Source organism: Elusimicrobiaceae bacterium (assembly GCA_028700325.1).
Taxonomy (GTDB): Bacteria; Elusimicrobiota; Elusimicrobia; order Elusimicrobiales; family Elusimicrobiaceae; genus JAQVSV01.
On record JAQVSV010000005.1, the window covers coordinates 36,378 to 58,759 of the forward strand.

Sequence of the window (22,382 nt, forward strand, 5' to 3'; positions counted from 1 at the left end):
TAGCTAAGGACGACCCAAATGAATCTTTCAGAGCTCTGGATAAAACGGCCCGTAATGACCGTGCTGGTGATGGTTTCGATCCTGTTTTTCGGGAGCGTGGCTTACCAGTCACTGCCGATAAACAACCTCCCGGAAGTGGAATTCCCCACCATTCAGGTAAGCGCGAGCCTGCCCGGGGCGATACCGGAACAGGCTGCCGCCACGATGGCGACCCCGCTGGAAAAACAGTTCACGTCAATAGAGGGGCTGTCGTCAATGAGTTCCAAGAGCGTGGCGGGCAACACCACCATCACGCTCCAGTTCGACCTTGACCGCAATATTGACGCCGCCGCACAGGACGTCAACACCGCGATCTCGGCGGCGAGCGGCTACCTGCCGTCGGACATGCCGTCCCCCCCGACTTACAAAAAAATCAATCCGGCGGACACGCCGGTAATATACTTCGCGCTCGCCTCCGACACGCTGCCGATGACCACCGTGGACGATTACGCCGACACTTTCGTATCGCAGTATCTGTCCACCGTAAAAGGCGTGGCGCAGGTGCAGATTTACGGCGAGCAGAAATTCGCGGTGCGGGTGCAGGCGAACCCGGACCTGCTGTCGGCAAAAAACGTTTCGATAAGCGAAGTGGCAAACGCGATCGCGCAAAGCAATTCCGACATCCCGACCGGCGTGCTCGACGGCGAGACCAAGGAATACATGATAGACGCCGCCGGCCAGCTCACCAAAGCCGAAGACTACAGCGACGTCATCATCAAGTATCTCGGCGGCCAGCCCGTCCGGGTAAAAGACATCGGCTCGGCCCAGAACGGGCTGCAGGACGACAAAAGTTTCGCCTGGCACGTCAGCAAGGAAGCGGTAAAGCGCGGCATCGTGGTCGCTATCCGGAAACAGCCCGGCACCAACACCGTGGCGGTGGTCAACAACATCAAGCAGATCCTGCCTCACATTCAGGCCCAGCTGCCGCAGGCGATAGAGTTTTACACGATTTTCGACCAGTCGGTATTTATCAGGGAATCCATTCAGGATGTGCAGTTCACGCTGCTGCTGACCATCGCGCTGGTGATACTGGTCATCTTCCTGTTCATCCGCGCGCTGCGTCCTACCATAATACCCACGGTGGCGGTGCCGCTGTCGCTGGTGGCGACGTTCATAGTGATGTACGCGCTCGGATTCAGCCTTAACAACCTGTCTTTAATGGCGCTGACGCTCGCGGTGGGCTTTGTGGTGGACGACGCGATCGTAGTGCTTGAAAACATCATCCGCCATATGGAAATGGGTAAGGATTCCATGACCGCCTCGCTGGACGCGTCCGGCGAGATCGGTTTCACGGTGCTTTCGATGACGCTGTCGCTGGTGGTGGTGTTTATCCCGATCATCTTTCTGGGCGGGATAGTGGGCCGGCTTTTCCGGGAATTCGCGGTCAGCATAGGCGCCGCGATTCTGGTGTCGGGCTTCGTGTCGCTCACACTGACGCCGATGATGGCGGCGCGTGTGCTCAAAGGCTGGAAAGAGCCGAAAAACGAATCCGGCCTTTACGGAAAAATTGAAAATTTGTTCAACGCCATGCAGGCGTTCTACGCGCGCACGCTCGCCGCGGCGCTTGACAAACGGTGGATTTCCGTCGTTCTTACCGGCGTGGTGCTGGTTCTGACGGCCTGGCTGTTCGCGGTTATGCCCAAAGGCTTCATTCCCAACCAGGACATGAATTATTTTATGGTCTATACCCAGACTGCCGACCAGACCTCGTTCGAGGACATGGTGCGCCACCAGTCGGCTGTAGCGGAAGTCGCACGCACGATCCCGGAGGGAAAGGACATGATCTCCGTAGCCGGCATGGACTCCGTCAACGCGGGTTTCATGTTCATCGGGCTGGAGGAGCTGGGCCGCCGCCACCGCAGCGTGGATGAAATCATCAGCGAATACCGCAGGAAACTCAACGCGGTGCCGGGCATACTGTGCTATCCTTATAACCCGCCGCCGATCCAGATCGGCGGCAAACAGACCAACGCGCTGTGGCAGTATGTGCTGCAAAGCCCTTATCTGCAGGACCTGTACACCTATACTCCGGTAATGATGCAGAAACTGGCCGCCATTGACGGTTTGACTGACCTTAACACCGACCTCAACGTCAAGCAGCCGAAGCTGTCGGTTGCCATCAACCGCGACAAGGCGTCTTCCTACGGGCTGACCGTGACCGACATTCTCACGGCGTTTCAGTCGGCCTACGGCACGCGCAAGGTGTCCACCATATACAGCACCACCAACCAGTACTACGTTATAGTGGAACTGCAGAAAGAATACCAGCGCAACCCCGACCAGCTGTCGAAACTCTACGTTAAATCGGCCGACGGGAAACTGGTGCCGGTTACCGCGTTCACCCAGATCACGGAAACCAGCTCGCCGATCAGCGTAAACCATTCTGGCCTGATGCCGGCGGCGACAATCTCGTTCAATCTGAAAAAAGGCATGTCCATCAGCCAGGCGATGCAGAAAATCAAGGCGGCGGAAGGAAACCTCCTGCCGGTTTCGGTCAACACCCGGTTTGAAGGTTCGGCGCAGGCGTTCAAGGATTCGTTCTCCGATATGGGGTTCCTGCTTTTTGTCACCATCCTGATCATTTATGTGGTGCTGGGCATCCTGTACGAGAATTTCATTCACCCGATCACGATCCTCACCGCGCTGCCGCTGGCGGCGTTCGGCGCGCTGATTTCGCTGCTGGCGTTCGGCAAGGAGCTGGATATCTACGCGTTTGTAGGCATTATCATGCTGGTCGGGCTGGTCAAGAAAAATGGGATCATGATGGTGGATTTCGCGGTGGCGGCCGAAAAAACCGGAAAAACCGCGCGGGAAGCCATATACGAAGCCTGCGTGGTGCGGTTCCGCCCGATCATGATGACCACGCTGGCGGCTTTGCTGGGCACCCTGCCGATCGCCATGGGCTTCGGCGCCGGCGGCGACGCGCGCCAGCCGATGGGCATCGCGGTGGTGGGCGGGCTGTTCTTTTCGCAGATGCTCACTCTATATGTGACCCCGGCGTTTTACATTTACTTCGACGGGCTCAACAGGCGGCTCGGCGGACACGCGAAAAAATAAAACCCCTTTGCCGCCGCTGTAAAAAACGGATGCGCCGCATATCGCCTGCGAAAAGCCCCGGCTGATATATCAGCCGGGGCTTTCATTAAGAAACAAACAACCCGCGCGCTAGCCCATATCGCCGGCCAGCTGGCCCAGCGACAGCATCGGCAGAAACATGGCTATAACGATCCCGCCGATCACCACGCCCATGACCACAATAATGATAGGCTCGATCATCGAAGTAAGTCCCTTGACGGCGGTATCCACTTCCTGATCATAGAAATCCGCTATTCTGACAAGCATCGCGTCAAGGCTGCCGGTTTCCTCGCCCACGCCGATCATCTGCACGACCATCGGCGGAAAAATACTGGATTTTTTCAGCGGCTCCACCAGCCTGCCGCCCTCCTTGACCGATTCGCGGCAATCCATCACCGCCCGCTCGATAACCACGTTGCCGGCAGTCGCCGCCACCGTCTCCAGCCCCTGCAGGATCGGCACGCCGGAGCGGATCAGCGTGCCCAGCGTTCTGGTAAACTTCGCGATCGCCACTTTTTTAAGCAGAATGCCGAACACCGGCATCCTCAGTATGTTAAAATCCACAATCGCCCGGCCCTTTTCGGTGGCGTACAGCTTCTTGAACGCGAACCATGCCGCGAACGGAAACAGGATAACCGCCACGATCTGGCTTTTCAGAAAATCCGATATCGCTATTACGACCCGCGTCGGGAACGGCAGAGCCGCGCCAAAACTTCCGAAAATATTTTTGAAAGTCGGAATGACGAACACCATCAGAAACACCGTTACCACGCCGGCAATCAGGCCGACCACCAGCGGATACATCATCGCCGATTTGACCTTGCCCTTGAGGTTTTCCGCCTGTTCCAGATAAGCGGACAGCCGCTCCAGAATCGTGTCCAGGATACCGCCCACCTCGCCGGCCCGGATCATCGAAACATAAAGCGTGCTGAACACCTTGGGATGCTTCTTCATGGCGTCGGCGATGCCAAGCCCCGCTTCGATATCCGTTTTTATGGACTGCAGCACCATGCGGAACACCGCTGTTTCAGCCTGCGCCTCCAGAATGCCCAGGCCCTGCACAATCGGCACGCCCGCGCCGACCAGCGTGGAGAGCTGGCGCGAGAAAATGACCAGTTCCTTGGATTTCACCTTCGGTTTGAAAATGTTTATTCTGTCAATAAACCTGTCAAACTGGGACGGCACTTTTTCATGGATTTCAAACACCGACAGTTTGGCGATATTGCGCAGCCGTTCCATCGCCAGTTTCTGGTCCGGCGCCTCTATGATGCCGCTGACAATAAGCCCCGCGGCGTCTCTCGCCTGATATTCAAACTTCATAATGCCTCACTCGCTAGCCGGCGCTGGACAGCCCGCGTTGCAGATATTTTTTCAGATCTTCCGGATCAGGCGAGCGGGTAACGGCTTCCTGATAGGTTATCTTCTGCCTGAGATACAGCTCCGACAGGGCCTGGTTCATGGTCACCATGCCGTATTTCCCGCCGGTCTGCATCGTGGAAATCATCTGCTCGACTTTCTGCTCCCGCACCAGATTGCGGATGGCGGAAGTCACAATAAGCACTTCGCAGGCCAGTTCGCGGCCTTTGCCGTTTGCGGCGGCAACCAGCTGCTGCGCCAGCACCGCCTGCAGCACGAACGACAGCTGCACCCGGATCTGCTCCTGCTGATGCGGAGGGAACACGTCAATAATACGGTTGACCGTCTGGGCGGCATCGTTGGTATGCAGTGTGGAAAACACCAGATGGCCCGTTTCCGCTATGTTAAGCGCGGCCTGAATGGTTTCAACATCGCGCAGCTCTCCGACCAGTATCACGTCCGGATCCTGCCGCAGGATATGGCGCAAGGCAACGGCGAAATTCTCGGTGTCCGCCCCGACCTCGCGCTGATTGACCATGCTGCGTTTGTGCCCGTGCACGTATTCGATCGGGTCTTCCACCGTGACGATATGGTATTTATACTGCTCATTGAGATAGTCTATCATGCTGGCCAGCGTGGTGGATTTGCCCGAACCGGTGGGCCCGGTGATAAGGATAAGCCCTTTTCTGAGCTTGAGCATATCATACACCACAGGCGGAAGGTTCAGCTCTTCGAAAGTTTTAAACTGCGACGGAATCGCCCGGATCGCGGCGCCCACCAGTCCCCTCTGCCGGTACACGTTCATTCTCAGCCGGCCCATGCCCTTGATGCCAAACGCGAAATCCAGCTCGTTTTTCGCTTCAAAACGCTGCCGCTGCACGTCGGTCATAAGCGAAAAAATAAGGTTCTGGCATAAATCGCCGGTCAACCGCTCGAAAGGTGTCGGCAGAAGATCGCCGTTAATCCTTAATATCGGCGGAGTGCCGGCCGTGATATGCAGGTCGGACGCGTTTTTATCGTGCATCATTATAAACAGATCGCTCATTGTAACCATATAATGGTCTCCCATGGAAACTGCTATTCGTCCCGGCTGGTCTTGCGTTTTTTATATTCGTCGTCCATCAAGCTGTCGTAATGAGAACGTTCATCGGCGGAAATTTCGTCAATGAGGGCGCGCGCCCTGCTTCGTCCGGCGTGAGGATCTTTCGGCAGCGGCAGCTGATCCGGCACGGAAGCCGCTTTTTTCTTTTTCTTTACGGCCGGCCTGGTTTTTACAGCCGGCTTTCCGGACGCCGACCGCGCCGCGTTGGAATAGTCCGGCTCGCTCGCCGAGGGGGACAGCTTATTGGCCTTGCCCGACGGGCTTGAGAACATGCCGTCGTCACCGCCGAGCAGTTCAACGGCTTTGTTGTTGATGCCGCTCTTTATCTTCCGGGCATCCGTATCAACCACAAAACCGTACTGTAGCGGCTCTTTTCGCGGCTGCAGCAGTTTATAGTACACATAGCAGGTGCTGCGGTAGCAGGATTTGCTTTCCCATTTTTCCTCATACGGCTCGCCGCCCAGCCCGGCCACCAGGGTATTGGCAAACCAGTTCTCAATGGTGCCTTTCCCGCCGGGCAGACTATGCTGCTTGACTATTGAAACAGCCAACTCGCTTTTCGCGGCGGCGTCCAGACCCGGCGGTTCGCCGGACGGCTGCGCCGCCGTCGCCGCGGCGGGAACAGCCGAGGTCGAAACCTGCGTGCCGCCTGCGTCAGGCTGCGTCGCCGTCGCCGCCGGATCCTGTTCCGCGGCGGCTTTGCCGCGCCCGCGCAGCAGAAAAACCGCCGCAAGCAAAACAACGGCCGCGAGGCCGCCAGCCAATACGACAACAAGCATTTTCTTCGCGCCGGGAGCGGCTCCGCCGGGCTGGGTAACATTCGGCGCCGTCAGCCTGGCATTTCTCACTTCGGCCGCTACATGCACGGTACGCAGGTCATTCTGCGTACCTATGCCAACGCCGCCGGTAACGCCGGAAAAATGCGTTCTGGTCATGCGGATGGAAGACTGCTCCTGTGCGGGCAGCGCCGCTGATGCGGTCATCTGGCCCGATTGCATGGAAGTTTTCGTAAAGGCTTCGGTAAACAGATTGCCGGGCAAAACATCCGGAATCATCTGGGTTTTATTCTGCCCTGCGGTTTCTTCGGTCATCGCCGGAAAAACCTTCGGTTCGCCCGTGGCATTCAGCCGCTCTGTCCGGCTCAATGCGGCGATACGGGCCTGAATATCGCCCATAAACGGGCCGGACTCCTGCGAATCCCTGTCCGCTTTCGCCGCCGGGCCGGCCGAATCCGCGATAGACGCGGAATCTTCGCTTTGAACGGCCTGCGGAGATTGCGGCGGCACCGTAGGCCGGGGCGGCGGCGCTGTAAACTGGGGCGGCACCGTAGGCCGGGGCGGCGGCGCCGTAAACTGGGGCGGCACCGTAGGCTGTGGCGACGGCGAAAGATTGGGCGAGGTCACCAGATCTTCCCGCATCACTACCGGCGGCATATCGCCCGAAACCGCAGATGAACCGTCTTCCATATCACGGCTTATCGTGTCGCGTGCCAATGCCGACAGATCCATATTCCTGGCCGGCGGCAGATTGTCATCGGAAGAAGCAGACGATGCGGAATCAGACTCCGGCCGGGCGCCCGCCTGACCGGCCCGCTCTTTTTCCGGCTCGTCGGCACGGTATAATTCCGTATCCAGCAGGCTTGGCGAAACCATCTGCTGGGGAAATTCCATGTCGCTTATGGACGTGTCATCATCTTCAGACTCCTGCCGGCTGGAATCCGACGAAACTGCGGGCTGCGCTGCCCGCGTGATATGGCGCCGCGAAAACCCGGATTGCGGCTCCGCTTCATCCTCAAACTCATCATCCGGCCCGGCGGAATACTCCGGCCGCCGGTAAACAGGCCGCCGCGCATGACTCTTTTGCGGCCGTTCCCGCGTTTGGGCGCGCATATAATCGGCCGCCGTTTCTTCCTCCTCGTCCGGTTCAGACGAGTCAAAAGAAAACCGCGTTGAATCCTGCGCCAGTTCCTGTAAAATCTCGTTTTCTTTCAGCGTGGCGACCCAGCCGGGCGCAACTTCGCCAAGCGCTCTGGGGAATTTCTTCTCCGGGCCGGCCAGCCCGCCGTCTGCGCCTGACCGGTCAGCCGGTAAAACGCCGCGCGGCATTTTTTCACGGCATCCCGAATCCTGCCCAGCCGCTTCACGCGCCGTTTTGGCGCCAGAATACTGCTGCCCCGTGCCGTCTTCCGGCTCCAGCACCGCGCCGTCAAATTTTATCAGCTGCCGGGCTTCCTGTTCGGAATAACCGAGCGTCCTGAGCATTTCAATCGTATCCGGGTCAGACGACATGTCCGGGCTCTCGCCTTCCACACCTTCCGCGCGTTCCGCTTCCGCGGTAGCGCCGGGCCCGTCGTCAGTTCCGCCGTCCGCTTCAGGCACGCCGTCCGGTTCGCTTCCGTCCGGCAGGATCTCCCGCGAAGCCTGCCCGTCCGCTTCCGGGTCCGCCGCCGGGGCGACCGCCTCGGCGTAAACCTGTTCCAGCTCGTTTTCAAATCCGCCGCCGGAACCGGATTCTTCCGCGCCGGCTTCCCCGGAAGAACCTGCGGCAGCGGCCTTCATATCACCGCCATCGCCCGAACCGGCTGCAGCCGTGATATCAGCCTCCGCACCGGAAACCACTTCCTGCCCGCCGGGTCCGGCTTGAGAATCAGTATTTAAACCGGTAAATTCACCCGTCGGACCGGCGCCGTCCGCGTTTTCCTGCGTTCCGGGCTCGTCCTGACCCGATAAAGCGGCCTTCAATTCCCCGAACTCCGACGCGCATACCCAGTCCGCCCCGCTCTCGCCCAGCCTGTCTTCGGGGCAAACAAGCGATGTCAGCCGGAAATCATCCCGGCTGACAAGCTCATCTGCGTCAAACGGCCCAGTGATTTCGCCCCGGGCGTACAACCAATAATTCACTCGCGCTCCAGTTCTACTCCGCGCACAGCGGCTTTGCCGACTCAAGTCTGCGCAATACCGTTTCGCGGCCTAGATATTCAAGCATCAAAAACAGGGTCGGCCCCTGAGTGCGCCCGCTTGCGGCCACTCGCAGCGGATGAAAAACCTGCCCGGCTTTCAGTCCGCTGTCGGCTGCGAACCTGCGGGCTGCCGCCTCCAGTTCTTTTTCTTTAAAATCTGCCTGCTGCCCGTAAACAGCCGCAATGCCGCGCAGCACCGCTTTCGCGCCCGGCTTTTTAAGCACTTTTTCCACGGACTCAGGATCAAATTCAACCTGTTCCGTGAAAAAGAAATCCACCAGCGGAGGAATTTCCGTAAGCAGTTTGTATTTTTCCTGCTCAATAGCCACGATCTTCACAAGTTTTTCCCGGTCGCCGGACACATCCACGCCGGCCTTCGTCAAAAACGGCAACGCCCGCCGCGCCAGTTCATCAGCCGGCATTTTGCGGATATATTCGCCGTTCATCCACTTTAGCTTAACGGGATCGAAAACAGCCGGATTCTTCTGGCACCCGGCGATATCGAACTTCGCTTCCAGTTCGCCCGGCCCGAACAGCTGCTGGCTTTCCGTGTTGGACCAGCCGAGCAGAGCAAGATAATTCATCATCGCTTCCGGCAAAAACCCTTCCGCCTCGTATTCGAAGATGCCGGTGTGCCCGTGCCGCTTGGAAAGCTTGGTGCCGTCCGGCCCGTGGATCATTGACAGGTGCATGAATTCCGGCATTTCAAACCCCAGCGCCCTGTAAAGGTTTATCTGATGCGCGGTATTGGAGATGTGGTCGTCGCCGCGCAGGATATGCGTGATTTTCATCAGGTGATCGTCAATAACGCAGGCGAAATTATAGGTAGGGTACCCGGAGTATTTCTGCATGATGAAATCATACAGCAGTTTATTTTCGAATTTCACTTCGCCGCGGATCGGATCGTTGAAAACGGTGGTTCCCTCCGCCGGCATTTTAAAACGTATGACGGGTTTGCGGCCCTGCGCCTCCAGTGCGAGGCGCTGCTCCGCGGTAAGATCCCGGCACCGCCCGTTATAACGTGGCGGGCGTTTTTCAAGAGTCGCACGGCGGCGTTCCTCTTCCAGCTCTTCCGGCGTGCAGTAGCAGTAATAGGCCTTGCCTTCGGCCAGCAGCCTGTCGGCGTAAGCCTTGTAAACGCCCTGTTCGGCGCGTTTGCTCTGGTAATAGGGGCCGTAATCACCTTTTTCGCCGCCTTCGATACAGGGGCCTTCGTCCCAGTCCAGGCCGAGCCATTTCATGCCGCGGAAAATAGACTGTTCAAACTCCGCGTTCGACCGGAGTTCATCCGTATCTTCTATACGGAGAATAAACACGCCTTTATGCCTGCGCGCCAGCAGCCAGTTAAACAATGCCGTACGGGCACCGCCCAGATGCAGGTTGCCCGTGGGCGACGGTGCAAATCTAACTCTGATAGTCATGGCTTAATAATAACATATTATATTTACGCTTGCACAAACACAGCCAGCGCAAGTGAATGCGAATCGGGCAGCTTGCGCAAAAACGCGCTTAAATGGTTTTCAGTATTTCCCAAAATTCCGAAGCGGTTGCAATGCGTTCGTTATAGTCTTCACAGAGCGCCATTTCAAGAAGCTGATCTACCGCTTTGGGCAAAGTTGAATCTATCTGGGTGGGTGCGATTATATATTCGCTGTCCGGGTGAACGCCTTCCAGTTCCCAGGGAATATGTCCGGTAATCGCCTCATAAAAACAGATCCCTAGCGAATAAATGTCCGACTCCGGCCTCACAAGCCCCCGCCGCTGTTCCGGCGCCATATAGGCCGGCGTGCCGGACACGGTGGCCGCCGGTTTGGCGTCCATCTTCCTGGCCACTCCGAAATCCATAACCTTCACAATGCCCGTGGAAGCAAGCATGATGTTCGACAGCTTCAGATCCCGATGAATAATTCCGTTTTTATGAGCGTAAGTCAGGGCTTTGCAAATCGCCTCGAATATCGGTTTGGCTTCGGCAAGCGGCATCTTGCCGTCAGCGTCGAGCTTGTGCTCCAGCGTTTCGCCGTCCACATACTCAAACACCAGATACAGGTCGCCTTTCTCCCGGAAAACCGTGTAAATGTCCACTATATTCGGATGGCGCAGGGAAGCCACCGTGCGCGCTTCGTTAAGCAGCTGCTCGCGGGCGTCGTCGCTCATGCCCAGTTCGGTGTGCAGCTGCTTTATGGCAACCTTGCGGCCCAAAACCTTGTCCTCGGCCAGAAACACCTGCCCCATGCCGCCTTCGCCGAGTTTTCTGATGACCTCGTAATTCTGCATTTCGCTTGGAAGCGCCGCGTCGAACTCTTTGCCGCTGTTGCGGCGGAAAAACTGCACGAGCCAGATTAAAAAACCCACTGTCGTCAGCAGGCCGACTCCGATCGCGTACAGCCGCCACTGCAGCGGCAGACTGACCTCCGCGGCAGGCGCCGGTTTAACGGCGCCAGGCTGCTCGGCCACGGCGGCAAGCGCTATGGAATCAAGCCCCAGTTCCGGAAGCAGTGAATAATCCGCCAGCCGGTCGCGGTATTCCTGATAACCGCGCACAAGCAGTTCTTTATACTTGTCCCGGTCGCGCGGAGTCTTGGCGTGCAAAGCGGCGGTTTGAAGCTCGTCGAGCATCAGCCGGGCCTCGCGCATTTCTCCCGCGGTGTCGCCGCTGCTTTTGTAAAGCAGCCGCCGGATATTGTGCATCTGAAAACGCACTCCGGCCAGATTGGGGTCCGTCCCGGCAAGCGACAGCGCTTTTTCCGTATCCAGCATGATCGCGTCGGCATTTTTGTCGCTGGACGCTTTGTACATATACACCGCGCGCGCCGCATAGCCGGACGGATCGGACGGATTGGCCGCTATCGCCCGTGAAGCCTCCAGCGCCGCGCGGGCGGGATCATAGCTTTCCTTTTCCTTGGCATTGCGCAGATACTGCTCGGCCAGCTGAGCCTGCGGCGTCACGTTAACCGCACCGGCGGCGTTTCGCGCGGAACCGCCGTTTGACCGGGCGGCGGAACCGGAGTCGCTCCCCCTGCCGTTACGCTCGCCGTTTTCAAAGGCCTGCCGGCCCGCGTTCAGCGGCCTGCGCTTGCCTTTCGCATACGCGCCTTCCACCATAATCGGAGAACCGTCGTCGCGCATGCTTTCAAATCCGCCGGCAAGCAGTGTCTGGCCAGCGACGCCGCTGGCCAGTCTGGCCAAGCCGGACTGGCTGTTGACCGGAACAGAACCGGAAGAATTGGCGCCCGGCTGAGAGGAAGATGAAGAAGAGGGAGAAGCGGAAGAATCCGTCCCGGTTGACGTTTCGTCCGAACCGGAATCATCCGTCTGGCCGCCGTGATGGTTGGAACCGGAATTATGCTGTCCGGGCCGCCTCTGGCGAATGCTTGCCATCTCGCGGTTCTCTTCAGCGAGTTTCTGGCTTAGCGCGGGCAGATATTCCCAGCATTTGTCATTGGGGATCTGGGCTTTGCGGCATAATCTGGGCACCGTCAGCGCGATAGTGTTGCCTGATGCGCCGCCGCTCGCGCTGTCGTTTACAATCTGCACAATCGAATTCCAGCCGCGCTGCCAGTTGTCATTCTGCGGGAAAAGCACTTCCGGCGGAAACTCCTGCAAGTTAACCGGTTTGCCCGTTTCTCTGAATTCAATGACGCTGGCCGACATTTCGGCCACTTCTTTAACCAGATTGCGGCCGGTGGCGTCCTGAGCGTATACGGCGCAATTTCTTGGAACCGAGGCGCTGCCGCATTCCACCAGCGTATCATACCAGAACTTGTGCTTGAGTTTCTCCAGTTCGGCCCTGCCGGACGGCTTGAAAACGGCAGGATTCTCCTGCCTGAGCTTTAACAGAAAATTCCGGTACGCAAGCTGGGAATTTTCGCTGTTGGCGCATTTGCCCTCTTCAACCGAAATCTTGAGCATGCATTCCTGTTCGCTGGCACCGGGAAGCCCTTCCGTCTGGGCATGCACGCAAACCGAGGCGCAGGCACACAAAGCCGCCGCGAGAATCAAGCGATGCATTAACAAGTCAAATTTCAACTCAAGCATAAAAATCCCGGTTTCCGATGCGGCTGTTACGGCAGAAATATCGCACGCTGTCGCATCTGCCTCGCGGCGCACAGCCTGTCTATTCATTTATGATAGGCATTATGTCCCAGCCCGTCAACCGCCAAAAGACCATGCCGCATATAGGCCTTTTGACCCATGCGGATTCCGGCGGTTCAGTTAAATACCCAGCATATTTTCACGGCAGGCACAAAAGAGCCGGCGGAAGAACCGGCAAACACTCCGTCTTTCTGCCGTATATTCAAATAGCGCAGTTCGGCGGCCAGCACCGCCTCTCCCACCTTCGCCTTTACGCCGGCTCCGCCTGAAAACATAAGTCCTTCCGACCCGGCCTTATGGCCCTCGCCCAGCACCGAATCGTTTGACACGTTGTAGCTTATATCGGTAAACGCCGCTCCGATTCCGGCCCGCGCATAGGGCCGGAACCGGCCTGCCGGATTGAATTCGTAGCCGCCAGTTACCTCAACAACGGTGATCCCGCCCGATGTCTTGATAGCGGAAGCCGGGAAAGCATGGGTTTTTGTGCCAAGCGACAGGAGTTCGGCATGCAAGCCCAGACACAACCCGGACCTGAACCTGAACAGGTATTCCGCGCCCAGCGCAAACCCGGTTTTGCCGGGCGACACGACGCTTCCGCCATACGGGCCGAGATCAAGGCTGATATCGTTGAGCCACGGCCCTAAAGACAATTCAAGCACGCCCGATATCCCGCGCCCGAAAAACCCCCGCTTGACACGCCCGTCGGCGGTTATTTCCGCGTAAGGCGGCGGCTGCGGCAAAGGCTCGGCCTGTCCGGCCTGTTGCACGGCCGGCCCGGTCACAGGCGCCGAAGACGGCTGTGCGGCTGCCGCCGGCGGCTCAAACGCCGCGGCTGCATAAGTTGACACCGCGGCCAGCTCCGCCGGCACGCCCGGCACGGCGGTAACAGGCTCCGCTTTCGCAATGTCCTGCCGCGCGATCACCATGCGCCTTCCGCCGGTTGTTGCAAGCACCATCGAATCCGCGCTGAGATCCTCGATAGCGCCCTCATAAACCGTCCCGTCATTCATGGTGACCCTGAAAACGTCTTTCTCGATACGGTCAATGCCGGACCGGGGAATGACAAACGTGCCCGACGCCGTGACCAGTTCCACGCTCCCGTCCGAACCGCCTGCGATCGAACCGGACACCGCCGCGCCCGATTTAAGATACACCGTTTCGGCCCCGCATGTCCCCTGTATGAAAAACACTGCCAGCGCGGCTGCCGCAATTAGACAATAACGCATACCTGCTCCACCGATCCGTCTCCCGCGTTTCAACCCGTCCGCCGTCCTGCGCCGGACGATGCAAAACAGCCCTGCGCTTTCCGTCGCGGTGTTTTAACACCGCGGCGGAAAACACAACCGTTGCGAACGACTCTATTTACAGCATTTTTCGTTTACCGAATCGCGTATGTCGCGCACATTCTGCGCGGCTTCGACAGTAATTTTGATGCATTCGCTCATGGCATAGAAAATCATCGCGATAATGGCGCACGCGATGAAATTCACCAGCGACGACAACGCGACAATTTTCCAGAACTGGCCCATGTATTCGGCCGGCACCTGTGAATAATCCTTCACGCGCAGAAAAACTGAAACCAGGAAATAAACCACCGGCAACGCGCTCGCGAATTTAAACCCGATCGCTATGTTTCTGAGCGGAATATGCTCCAGCTCCCGTTCCGACCCGATCCGGCCCTTCCCGCAGCAGCAGACTGACTCGCGGCAGGAATCTTCCTTTCTGTCCGCTCCGTTCTCCTCGACGGCAGCGGTTTCCTCTTTTGCCGTTTCCTCCGGCTTTATTTCCGTTTCTTCGGCTTTGACTTCATCATTTTGCGGCATGTCGTTCTCCTTGTACGGTTATGCTAAAAGCCGCCGGGTACGGCGGCGTAAAATTTATATTACGCTGTTTTTCAACAGTTCGCGCGCGAGGCGGAGCGCCGCATCACCGGCGTCCCTGGAACCGAGCATACGCGCTATTTCGCGCACCCGCGCGTCGCCGTCAAGCCGTTTGACCGAAGCGTTCGTGACGCCCGCGGCGGATTTCTTCTCCACATTGTAATGGCCCGCCGCGCAGGCGGCCACAGTCGCCAGATGCGTAACGCACAGCACCTGATGAACCCGGCCTATGCGGGCGAGCTTCTCGCCGACCAGCGCGCCGGTCTCGCCGCCGATCCCGGCGTCAATCTCGTCAAACACCAGCACCGGCACCCGGTCCGCTCCGGCCAGCACAGTTTTAAGCCCCAGCATCACGCGCGACAGCTCTCCGCCCGACGCGATGTTCTTAAGCGGCATGAGCGGACTGCCGGGATTGGCCGAAAACAGAAATTCCACCCGGTCCGCTCCGCTTTCGCGGATATCGCTCCCGTCCATCTCCACCGACACCGCAAAATCCACGTCCGCAAACCCCAGCGGCCTGATCTGCGCGATAATCCTGCCGCTCAGTTTCCCGGCCGCGCTCATGCGGGCCGCGTGCAGCTTCTCGCATAACGGCAGCAGTTTCGCGTTGATGGCTTCCAGCTCGGCCCGGACTTCCGTTTCTTTCAACTCCGAAAAATCCAGCTCCTCTGTTTTACGCCTGAGCCCGGCGGCAAACTCCAGCACGTCATCCAGCCCCGGCCCGTACTTGGCTTTAAGCCGTTTGAGCCGCTCGTCACGCGCCAGCAGACGGTCGAGTTCCGCCGGATCCGCGTTCACGCGCGCACCGTAATCCTTGATGCCGGCGGCGGCATCCTCCAGCGCGGCAAGCGCTCCGGCAAGCGTTTCCCCAAGAGCGGCAAGTTCCGGATCCAGCGCGGCGAGTTCCGCGATCAGCTTGACCGCCTCGCCGGTTTTTTCCACGGCGGAACCTTCCGCGTCGTACAGAATCTCGCGGGCGAGCGCGCATTGCGCCGCCAGTTTATCGGCGTTTTTCGCGCGCGGCAGAGCCGTTTCCAGTTCCAGGTCCTCCCCGTCAGTAACGCCGGCGGACTCGATTTCGTCCAGCTGGAACCGGTACAGATCAAGAAGCCGTTCCTTCTCGCCGCGGCTCATCGTAAGCGCTTTCAGCCCGTTCTCCAGTTCCCGCATCCGCCGCACAAGCGCGGCGATTTCACCGGTTTTCCCGTCCAGTCCGGCGAACCGGTCGAGCAGTTCAAGGTGAAGCGCGGGCCGAAGCAGCGTCTGATGATCATGCTGGCCGTGAAAATCCACCAGTTCCGCGCCTATATCGGCAAGCGCCGACACCGTAACCGGGACGGACCCGATAAACGCCCGCCCTCGCCCTTTCGCGTCCAGCTCGCGCCGCAGCAGCAGACGCCCGCCGCCGATTCCGTATCTGGAGCAGACGGCTGAGTCCAGCCGGCAGTTTTCAAAAACCGCCGTCACTTCCAGCTTCGCCGCGCCGGGCCGTATCGCCGAAACGCCTGCACGCACGCCCAGCACAAACCCCAGCGCGCCCACCAGCACCGACTTGCCGGCCCCCGTTTCGCCGGAAAATACGTTCAAGCCCGGGCCGAATTTTATATCCAGCGAATCAATCACGGCGTAGTTTTTAACGCTTAGCTGGCTGAGCATATCCGCCTATTCGCCCCATTTCAGCTTGTCGCTGAGCACGTCAAAATAATTATATTCTGGCGGCATGAGCATTTTTACCGTCCGGTCGGATATGCGGATTACCGCCTCATCCCCGTCGTTCATCGTATAGTTCACCTGTCCGTCAACGGAAAAAACCGGATGCCGGCGCTCGAAACCGCCGGAAAAATCCGGCCGGACGCGCAGCGTCATGCAGGAAGGCAGCACCAGCGGCCGCTGGGTAAGCGTGTGCGGACAAATCGGAAGCAGCAGCAGCGCCGCCAGCGCCGGATGCACAACAGGGCCGGACGCCGCCAGCGCGTAAGCCGTGGAGCCGGACGGCGTGGCCACGATAAGGCCGTCGCAGAAATAGGTTTTGGCGAACACTCCGTCAATATTCGCCGCCAGTCTTATGGCGCGCGACGACATTGATTTGATGACACAGTCATTAAGCGCCACCGATTCCGGCTGCACCGTTTTTCCGCCGTTTTCGACCCGTCCGGACAAAAGACTGCGCCTCATTTCACCGAACCCGCCTGAAAAAATCTGGTCAAACCGGCTCTCAAACTCCTGCGCGTGCAGCACGCTTAAAAACCCCAGCGTGCCCGCGTTAAGCGCAAGCAGCGGTATGTCAAGCCCGCCGAGATCGCGCGCGGCGTGCAGAACGGTGCCGTCGCCGCCTATGGAAATGACAAGATCAGCCTCCTCTTTCCATTCCGCGTGCTCATAGCAGGCTATGCACGAATGCTCCACTCCGCGGCTGCGCAGCACATTCGACACGCGGTCGCTCCACAGAAGCGAGGTTTCCTTGCGTTCATTGAAAAATACGGCTATTTTGTTATACCTGTATGGCATCGTCGCTCCGGTCACGCGGTCCGGCGGATACACCGCTACCCGGAATTATATCAAATATCATTGCGCGCGCGTATTCTGTATTATCAGCCCGGCGGACCGGTTTTTAGCGCCCACAACCAGTTCGGCGCCGCCTGCGGCGACGCGGTAGGAAAGCGCGTCGCTTGCGGCGTTTCCGCTATAAAACGGCAGGGAATAGTATTCGCCGGTCCCGGCCGCGCGCGCGCGCCCTTTTTGCGCGGTAACGCGCACGGCGCCCGCAGAAGTTTGAAACACGGCGGTCTCGCCCGGCCACAGCCGCCGCACGCTCACGCCGCGCGCCTTGAGCCCGCTTACGACGCGTTCAAGCGCCGCGTCAAGCGGCCCGTATGGAAGAATCACGTTTTCAACCGGGGTGACGCGGTCAAGCTCCGCCAGTCCGCCGCAATAGCCCGGCGCGAGTGACACGGCCAGAAACACATTCACCCGCTTGCGTCCGGCGGCGAGCACCGCCCTGGCCGCGTCCGTGCCGTCGCAGCCGGAACCGGAAAGTGCGGTCGCGCCGGCCGCGGCCCTGAAAACCACAATTCCCCCGCCCCGCGCCGAGGAAATATAATAGCTGTCCCGCGCCGGCCACGCCAGCCAGAGAAGAAACGCCGCCATGCCTGACCCCGCAATCCTTTTCCACGGGAACACGCCCGCTTTAACCAGCCGGAAATTAAGCAGCGTAAAAACCACGCAGTAATATAACGCGGTAACGCCCCAGCCCGGAGAACGGACCCACAGGCAGGAAACCGGCAGGCCAGCGAAAAAATCCGCCAGTTCAAGAAAGATATCCGCGGCGAGCGCGGTAACAGCCGCGCTCGCGAAAAACGGAAATTTGAACGGCAGCAAAGCCAGCCCCGCCGCAAGAAATCCGCAAAACATCAATACGCCCGCCAGCGGCACCAGCAGCAGGTTCGACACCGCCGCCGCCAGCGAGATCCGCTGGAAATACAGGGCCAGCACCGGCAGCAGAAGAAGCTGCGCGAAACAGCTCATGAAAAACACGGTCGTGAAATACCGCGCGAGCGGCCGGCGTTTCGGGTCAGGCGGAAACGCCGCCAGGCCCATGATGATGCCCGCGCTGGCCAGCATTGACATGATGAAATCGGCCCTGAGTAGCGCACGCGGATCAACCGCCAGTATCCCCAGCGCGGCAATCAGCAACCCGTTGAGTATGCCGCTCTCGCGCCCCAGCAGATACCCAGCCGAGCCGGCGCAGGCCATGATCAGCGCGCGCAGAAGCGGCGCGTCGGCTCCGGCGCATACGGTATAAAAACCCGCGCATAGAACCGCAGGAACGACGGCGTACTGCCGCCGCACCATAAACAGCCCGCACAGAAAATAAACCCCTAACGTTACAAATCCCACATTCGAGCCGGACGCCACCAGCAGATGCATCGCCCCGCTGTCGCGGAAAACCCCGGCCAGCCGCCCGGTCAGGCCCGTGCGGTCGCCCAGCGTTATTCCGCCCAGAACCGCGCTCTGGGCAGGCGTGAACACGGCATTGAAAACCCCCAGCACATGCCCGCGCACGGCATTGACCGCGCGGTAAAACAAGCTCGGCTCCGCTGTCACCGCCGCCTCCGCAGCGGCAAGCGTCAGGCCGATCCCCTTTGCCGCCAGATACCGTTTCCGGCTGAACCCGCCGGCCGACGCGTCGCCCCGCGGCTCATCCAGCTCGCCAAGCACTCGCACCCGGCTTTTAAACGCCGGCGCGCCTTTAAGCGAATCCGCGCCGGAGCGGACGGGCCCGGCGCACCCCGCAAAAACCGCACAGCCTTCCTCCGCGCCGCCGGACTGCGGCACGACCGTGACGCTGATCAGGCCGGAAAAAGGTTTGCCGTCAAGCCGGTCCGCCGCAAGCGCGAACGTGTATCCCGCGCCGTACGGGCGCGGAAAGTCCATGACCAAGCCTTCAATTTCCGCGGGGCCGGCTTCAATGCCGCTCTGGCTGGAAAACGGCGGAAAAACCGCAAAAAAAACCGCCAGTCCGAGCGCGTAAAAGACCAGCGCGAGGAAAAGCGGCCTGCGATAAAATGACTGATGCATCGGTTTACAGATCGGTTCTGCCCTTGAGTGCGTAGCCCAGAGTCAGCTCGTCGGTATAATCGAGATCTCCGCCCAGCGGCACGCCGTAGGCGATGCGCGTTATCCGCGGCACCAGCCCGCGCAGGAGGTCGGCGATATAAAGCGCTGTGGCCTCGCCTTCCGTATCGGGATCGGTTGCGATGATCACTTCCCCGAGGCCGGGTTCCGCTTTTACCCGGCTGACCAGCTCTTTAAGCCGCACGGAATCCACGCCCAGTCCGTCAATCGGCGAAACCGGGCCGCCCAGCACATGATAATAACCCCTGAACGCGCCGGTTTTCTCCACGGCTTCCACGTCCTGCGGATCCTCGACCACGCAAAGCAGCTCCTGATTGCGGCGCGGATCGGAGCAGATTTCGCACAGCTCGTTTTCCGCGTATGAAAAACAGCGGCGGCAGACCCGCACCGACGCCTTCAGCTCCCGCAGCGCGGCTATGAAATCCTCCGCGACCGGACCGGGCGCCTTGAGAAAATAAGCCGTATACCGCTCCGCCTGCCGCGGCCCCACTCCGGGCAGGCGGCGCAGCGCTTTGATCATGCGGTCAAAACTTTTCATTATCGCCGCCGGATTCCGGCCGGACCACCTTGCCGGGAATGATTTTAAGCAGCCGCGCCAGCGCCGGTTCTGTCGCGGCGGCGGATCCGCCGGCGAGATCTTCCCAGTGGTACTGCCCTTCAACAAACGGCGCCTCTTCGGTAAGCTGCGTGCCGCAATCGGACACCGGTTCCGAAACGATTTCCTCCACATGCGGTTTCTGAACCGCCTCGCCAAACGAAAATTTCAGCCGCAGCGCGCGCCCGGCCGCTTCGGCCGCCAGCGCGTTCAGCCGTTCGGCATTGCGTTCCGCGGCATCAAGCTGAAACCGCGTGGAAAAAACCATATTCCACTCATTCGGCCCTAACGCCACCCGGCACTTCGACATTATTTCGTAAAGCAGCGGATAGCCCTCGGCAAGCGTGTCCAGCAGTTTCTTCCAGGCGGTTCCGTCGGCCAGCCCGCGGTCGGTTTCCGCCTCTTCCGCCGGGCCGGGCCGGAAAACAGGTTCGGATCCGGCGGCTGAAGCCGGAGCCGCGGAACCCGACGGCGGTTCCGCAGCCTGTTTTGAAACGGCAGCTTCGCCTTCCGCGCGGCCGCATGACGACGCGGCGGCCGTTTCCGGCGCGGAAGCGTGTTTAAAATTTCCGGAAGCGAGCCGGCTTTCCAGCGTTTCAAGCCGGCGCACCATGCCCTCGAAATCCGGCACGGCCTGCATCACGGTAAACAGACCGGTCTCAGCCTGCACCAGCGGCATGTCGGAAAACCGCACCTCGTCCGAAATCTTGCCGACCCGCCTGACAAAACCCGCCAAAAACGCGGGCGGCGCGGCTTTAACCAGTTCGGCGGCGCCGTCAAACGGCGGCTTGCCGTACCCCAGCCTGAAATAAAACAGTTCCGCCAGCCCGGCTTTCAGATCCCGCAGAAACGCGGCCGGGTCGTACCCTTCGCGGCGCACCGTTTCAAAAGCGTCGTGCAGTTTTCCGCCGTCGCCGGCGAGCAGCGCGGCGCACGCCATTTCAACCAGTTCCGCCGGCATGTACCCGAGCATTTCGCCGACCAGCTGCGCGCTCACATGGCCCGGCGCGTAGGAAACCGCGCGGTCGAGCAGGGTCTGCGCGTCGCGCAGCGCGCCGTTGGCGGCTTTGGCAATAAGCGCCAGCGCGGCGTCTTCAATATCGAATTTTTCCTTGCCGCTGATAAACTTCAGCCGCCCGAAAATATCTTCCGCGCCGATTGTCTTGAACCGGAACCCCTGGCACCGCGAAGTGATCGTCACCGGCACCTTGTGATGCTCCGTGGTGGCAAGAATGAACACTACATGCGGGGGCGGCTCCTCGATGGTTTTCAAAAGCGCGTTGAACGATGCGTCCGACAGCATATGCACTTCGTCCAGAATGAACACCTTGTAACGGTCGCGCCCGGCTGAAAGCGACACGGTGTCTATAATCACCTCGCGCACTTTTTCCACCTGGGTGTTGCTGGCGGCGTCTATTTCCAGCACGTCCATATCGCTGCCGGCGGCGATTTCCAGGCATTGCGGACACTTGCCGCACGGACTGACCACCGGTTTCTCCGCTCCGCCGCCCGTGCAGTTGAGCGCCTTGGCCAGAATGCGCGCGCTGGTCGTTTTGCCGCACCCGCGCGGCCCGTGGAACAGGTACGCGTGCGCAATCCGGCCGAGCCTGAGCGAATTTTCCAGAGTTTTGGAAATCGCGCCCTGCCCGACAACGTCTTCAAAAGTCATAGGCCTGTACTTGCGGGCCAGATTGATGTGCTGCGTTTCAGCCATAACAGACTCCCGTGAAACTGCCGAAAAAAACTTTCCGCCGCCCCGGTCAGCGCCGCAAATGCCGCCTCCGCGAAGCGCGCAGCCGGCCGGCCTCGCCGTACAGCTTGTCAAGGCAGAACTCCCCGCCGCCCGCCACGATGTATGGCACCATCCCGCCCGCCACGGCAAGCGCCGCCGCAAAAACCAGCATGTTGGCATGTCCAAACAGCAGAAAAGGCAGCGCGCATAAAGAAACCAGCAGTAAAACCGCCGCTCCTATCCGGGCATAGAACCCGAGCAGCAGCGACACCGCGCCCGAAAAAACAAGCAGAATGCCCGACACGCAGAAAACCCCGCCCGACGGCAGCCCTATGGCCGCGCAGGCCGAGGAAAAATCCCCGTAATGCCTGATCTCGCCCAGCGCCAGCGACATAAAGGCCAGCCCCGTCATCATCCGCCCGGCCAGCAGCGCCACCGCCAGCACCCGGGCCTGAAGAAACCAGAGCTCCGTGAATTTCGTTTTTTTCGTGATCTCAACGCCCATGCACCCATCCGATAAAACCAGAATATCCGTTCCGTCCGGCGCGCGCCGCAAAAACCTGTTCAAAACGGAACGCCGGGAATCACGACCCGGCGGCGCGACGGGCCCGGTATCCTAAGCGGGATTGTGGTGCGCGTCGCCGGAATCACCGGACGCGTCCGCGGCATGAAATACAAGCGTCCAGACGGGCGGAGCGTCCGTCCCTCTCTTGTCATCATAGACGATCCGCAGACCAACGAATCTGCCGGAAGTTTGGAACAGACGCGCAAACGAGTTCGGGTTTTGGCCGGCGATATTTTGGGGTTGGCCGGGCCGGGCGAAAAGATTTCCGGCATTATGCCTTGCACAATTATCCGTCCCGGCGACATGGCCGACACGATTCTTAATAAACAGACGCATCCCGACTGGAACGGCG

15 protein-coding genes are annotated in these 22,382 nt (G+C 59.6%); 2 read left to right on the forward strand and 13 right to left on the reverse strand.

Annotated elements, in window-relative coordinates; translation table 11 throughout:
* The first annotated feature begins 18 nt into the window (after nucleotides 1-18).
* Nucleotides 19-3,096 (forward strand): efflux RND transporter permease subunit, encoded by a 3,078-nt coding sequence (locus PHW69_01415; GenBank protein MDD4003846.1) that lies wholly within the window; start codon nucleotides 19-21, stop codon nucleotides 3,094-3,096.
* 108 nt (nucleotides 3,097-3,204) lie between these two features.
* Here the strand turns inward: PHW69_01415 and PHW69_01420 are convergent, their stop codons facing one another.
* The 13 genes from PHW69_01420 to PHW69_01480 all read right to left on the reverse strand — a co-directional run bounded on the left by PHW69_01420 (nucleotide 3,205) and on the right by PHW69_01480 (nucleotide 21,970).
* Nucleotides 3,205-4,434 carry a type II secretion system F family protein gene (locus PHW69_01420; GenBank protein MDD4003847.1) on the reverse strand — a complete coding sequence of 410 codons (1,230 nt, stop codon included), beginning with the start codon at nucleotides 4,432-4,434 and terminating at the stop codon, nucleotides 3,205-3,207.
* Nucleotides 4,435-4,447: 13 nt separating this feature from the next.
* A complete protein-coding gene (locus PHW69_01425; protein ID MDD4003848.1) occupies nucleotides 4,448-5,515 on the reverse strand; it encodes a type IV pilus twitching motility protein PilT in 1,068 nt (355 codons plus the stop codon).
* Nucleotides 5,516-5,547: 32 nt separating this feature from the next.
* Nucleotides 5,548-8,472, reverse strand: coding sequence for a hypothetical protein (locus PHW69_01430; GenBank protein ID MDD4003849.1), 2,925 nt, complete (start codon nucleotides 8,470-8,472; stop codon nucleotides 5,548-5,550).
* A gap of 13 nt (nucleotides 8,473-8,485) precedes the next feature.
* Nucleotides 8,486-9,952, reverse strand: a complete 1,467-nt coding sequence (gene gltX, locus PHW69_01435; protein ID MDD4003850.1) for a glutamate--tRNA ligase — start codon at nucleotides 9,950-9,952, stop codon at nucleotides 8,486-8,488.
* Between the two features lie 88 nt (nucleotides 9,953-10,040).
* Nucleotides 10,041-12,566, reverse strand: coding sequence for a serine/threonine-protein kinase (locus PHW69_01440; protein ID MDD4003851.1), 2,526 nt, complete (start codon nucleotides 12,564-12,566; stop codon nucleotides 10,041-10,043).
* A gap of 173 nt (nucleotides 12,567-12,739) precedes the next feature.
* Entirely contained in the window at nucleotides 12,740-13,849 is a 1,110-nt protein-coding gene (locus tag PHW69_01445) for an outer membrane beta-barrel protein (protein ID MDD4003852.1), read from the reverse strand.
* Nucleotides 13,850-13,981: 132 nt separating this feature from the next.
* On the reverse strand, nucleotides 13,982-14,446 hold the full coding sequence (locus PHW69_01450) for a hypothetical protein (protein ID MDD4003853.1): 465 nt from the start codon (nucleotides 14,444-14,446) through the stop codon (nucleotides 13,982-13,984).
* 54 nt (nucleotides 14,447-14,500) lie between these two features.
* The gene (recN, locus tag PHW69_01455) at nucleotides 14,501-16,159 is read right to left on the reverse strand and encodes a DNA repair protein RecN (protein MDD4003854.1); all 1,659 of its coding nucleotides are present in this window, start codon (nucleotides 16,157-16,159) and stop codon (nucleotides 14,501-14,503) included.
* Between the two features lie 6 nt (nucleotides 16,160-16,165).
* Complete coding sequence (locus tag PHW69_01460; GenBank protein MDD4003855.1) at nucleotides 16,166-17,011, reverse strand: NAD(+)/NADH kinase; 846 nt, start codon at nucleotides 17,009-17,011, stop codon at nucleotides 16,166-16,168.
* Between the two features lie 57 nt (nucleotides 17,012-17,068).
* Nucleotides 17,069-19,081 carry a ComEC/Rec2 family competence protein gene (locus PHW69_01465; protein MDD4003856.1) on the reverse strand — a complete coding sequence of 671 codons (2,013 nt, stop codon included), beginning with the start codon at nucleotides 19,079-19,081 and terminating at the stop codon, nucleotides 17,069-17,071.
* A 4-nt stretch (nucleotides 19,082-19,085) separates the two neighbouring features.
* Complete coding sequence (recR, locus tag PHW69_01470; GenBank protein MDD4003857.1) at nucleotides 19,086-19,676, reverse strand: recombination mediator RecR; 591 nt, start codon at nucleotides 19,674-19,676, stop codon at nucleotides 19,086-19,088.
* Nucleotides 19,663-21,447, reverse strand: coding sequence for a DNA polymerase III subunit gamma/tau (gene dnaX / locus PHW69_01475; protein ID MDD4003858.1), 1,785 nt, complete (start codon nucleotides 21,445-21,447; stop codon nucleotides 19,663-19,665). Before dnaX ends, recR begins: the two co-directional genes overlap by 14 nt.
* Before the next feature lie 46 nt (nucleotides 21,448-21,493).
* Nucleotides 21,494-21,970, reverse strand: a complete 477-nt coding sequence (locus tag PHW69_01480) for a DoxX family membrane protein (GenBank protein MDD4003859.1) — start codon at nucleotides 21,968-21,970, stop codon at nucleotides 21,494-21,496.
* 162 nt (nucleotides 21,971-22,132) lie between these two features.
* On the opposite strand from PHW69_01480, the gene PHW69_01485 reads away from it, so the two are divergent.
* On the forward strand, nucleotides 22,133-22,382 hold a 250-nt coding region (locus tag PHW69_01485; protein ID MDD4003860.1), incomplete at its 3' end, for a hypothetical protein.

Coding starts and splice junctions, on each gene's coding strand:
- PHW69_01465 (MDD4003856.1), bottom strand. CDS start 19,081: ATGCATCAGTCATTTTATCGCAGGCCGCTTTTCCTCGCGCTGGTCTTT.
- PHW69_01420 (MDD4003847.1), bottom strand. CDS start 4,434: ATGAAGTTTGAATATCAGGCGAGAGACGCCGCGGGGCTTATTGTCAGC.
- PHW69_01460 (MDD4003855.1), bottom strand. CDS start 17,011: ATGCCATACAGGTATAACAAAATAGCCGTATTTTTCAATGAACGCAAG.
- recR (MDD4003857.1), bottom strand. CDS start 19,676: ATGAAAAGTTTTGACCGCATGATCAAAGCGCTGCGCCGCCTGCCCGGA.
- gltX (MDD4003850.1), bottom strand. CDS start 9,952: ATGACTATCAGAGTTAGATTTGCACCGTCGCCCACGGGCAACCTGCAT.
- PHW69_01480 (MDD4003859.1), bottom strand. CDS start 21,970: ATGGGCGTTGAGATCACGAAAAAAACGAAATTCACGGAGCTCTGGTTT.
- PHW69_01425 (MDD4003848.1), bottom strand. CDS start 5,515: ATGAGCGATCTGTTTATAATGATGCACGATAAAAACGCGTCCGACCTG.
- PHW69_01415 (MDD4003846.1), top strand. CDS start 19: ATGAATCTTTCAGAGCTCTGGATAAAACGGCCCGTAATGACCGTGCTG.
- dnaX (MDD4003858.1), bottom strand. CDS start 21,447: ATGGCTGAAACGCAGCACATCAATCTGGCCCGCAAGTACAGGCCTATG.
- recN (MDD4003854.1), bottom strand. CDS start 16,159: ATGCTCAGCCAGCTAAGCGTTAAAAACTACGCCGTGATTGATTCGCTG.
- PHW69_01440 (MDD4003851.1), bottom strand. CDS start 12,566: ATGCTTGAGTTGAAATTTGACTTGTTAATGCATCGCTTGATTCTCGCG.
- PHW69_01450 (MDD4003853.1), bottom strand. CDS start 14,446: ATGCCGCAAAATGATGAAGTCAAAGCCGAAGAAACGGAAATAAAGCCG.
- PHW69_01445 (MDD4003852.1), bottom strand. CDS start 13,849: ATGCGTTATTGTCTAATTGCGGCAGCCGCGCTGGCAGTGTTTTTCATA.